This is a genomic window from Streptomyces murinus (assembly GCF_002154555.1).
GTDB classification, from domain to species: domain Bacteria; phylum Actinomycetota; class Actinomycetes; order Streptomycetales; family Streptomycetaceae; genus Streptomyces; species Streptomyces murinus.
This window is the reverse complement of record NZ_MUNF01000433.1, coordinates 1-1,567: the sequence shown is the minus strand read 5'-3', so window position 1 is coordinate 1,567 and position 1,567 is coordinate 1. Positions and strand designations below refer to the sequence as shown.

Here is a 1,567-nt window from a genome sequence, read left to right as displayed (position 1 = left end):
GCCGCGCGGCTGACCGTGCTGGCCAAGGACATGGCGGCGGAGGCCGCGCGGCACGCTCCCACGCGGCGTCCCGGTCCGCGGACAGCGCCTCCAGGTACGCGTCGACCTGCGCGGGGCGGTACCCGCGCCCCCGGCCGGTCGCGAAGCCGTCCGGCGGCATCCATGCGCAGCTCACTCGGGAACCCCTCTCCGACGGACAGGCACGACAGCAAGAGTTCGCGCACATCGTGACGGATAGGGCTTAACTGTTCATAACGCGACACTCCGCGGCCGTGTCACGGGCGGAGTGCCGCGGTTCACCGTCCCGGGGTGTTCCCGGTCCCCAAGGTGTTCCCGCGGGCCGGGCTACAGCAGCCCGTCCCACATCTGCTCCAGCAGCACCGACCACCAGCTCTCCGGCGAACCCAGCGCCGCCGGGTCCAGCGCGGCCAGCTGCGCCTGGAAGTCGACGGTCCAACGGCCCGCCTGCTCCTGGTTCAGCCCGTACCGCAGCCGCCACATCCGGCCCAGCAGCGCCAGGCAGCGCACGAACTCCGGCAGCCCGGTGTTCACGAACTGCGGCGGCACCGGCGCACCACCCGGACCGGCCTCCACCGGCACGGCCACGATGTGCGCCGTCCCGTACTGCACACACAGCGCCTTGCCGAAGTCCGTGCCCATCACCAGGTACGACCCCGCGTCCGCCGCGGGCGCCACCCCGCGCTCGGCCGCCAGCTCCGCCAGCGTCGGCACCGGACGGCCCGGCTGCGCCTGCGCCCAGAAGAACGGGCCCATGTCCACCGGCAGTCCGGCCACCACCAGGGTGTGCGCCACGACCGGCGGCACCCCCTGCCGGGACACCGCCTGCTGCTCGAACCGGAAGACCCCCGGCCCGAACGCCGCCGCCAGCTCCTGCCCGGCGGCCTCCGGCGGCACCGGCGGTGCGGCCTGCACCGGCGGCAACGGCGCACGCACCGGCGCGGGCCGCGCGGGACCATCCGCCACCTGATGCAACTCACCCTGATGAGCCAGCAGTTGACCCATCCCCTGCTGCCGGCTCGCATGGTCCGTGCCGTACGGCGCGATGCTCGTGATCCGCGCCTGCGGCCACTGCTCCCGGATCATCCGCGCACAGTAGGCACCCGGCAGCTCGCACGACTCCAGCTCCGTGTGCAGCTCCAGCACCTGGTCCGGCGGCACGTTCATCGACCGCAGCTCATGGAAGATCTGCCACTCCGGATGCGGCGTACCCGGCGCCGAACGCCGGATCAGCTGCTGCTCCGAACCGTCCTGCGCCCGGTACCGCAGCACAGCCTGATACCCCGGGCCCACCGTCGGCTGCCCGGCCTGCGGATACCCGTACCCCGCGGGCTGCCCCGGCATGGGCGCGGCCATCTGCCCGGGAGGCATCGGCGGCGGCGTGCCGGGCGCACCCGGAGGCACACCGGGCGCTCCGGGCATGGCCGGCGGCGGGGGCGGCGGCACACCGGGGCCGCCCACGGGAGGCGCCGCCAGCATGGTCTCCGCCTGGTGTACGGCACCACGCGCACCCGGCGCCGCGGGGGCACCGGGTGCGCGTGGTGCCGTA

Annotated in this window: 2 protein-coding genes; both read right to left on the bottom strand. The window is 74.7% G+C overall.

Annotated features, from left to right (window positions below):
- Positions 1-160: DivIVA domain-containing protein (locus CCN72_RS38230; RefSeq protein ID WP_143664194.1), on the bottom strand; the 160-nt coding region annotated here is incomplete at its 3' end.
- Between the two features lie 185 nt (positions 161-345).
- On the bottom strand, positions 346-1,567 hold a 1,222-nt coding region (locus tag CCN72_RS25215), incomplete at its 5' end, for an SUKH-4 family immunity protein (protein WP_208638090.1).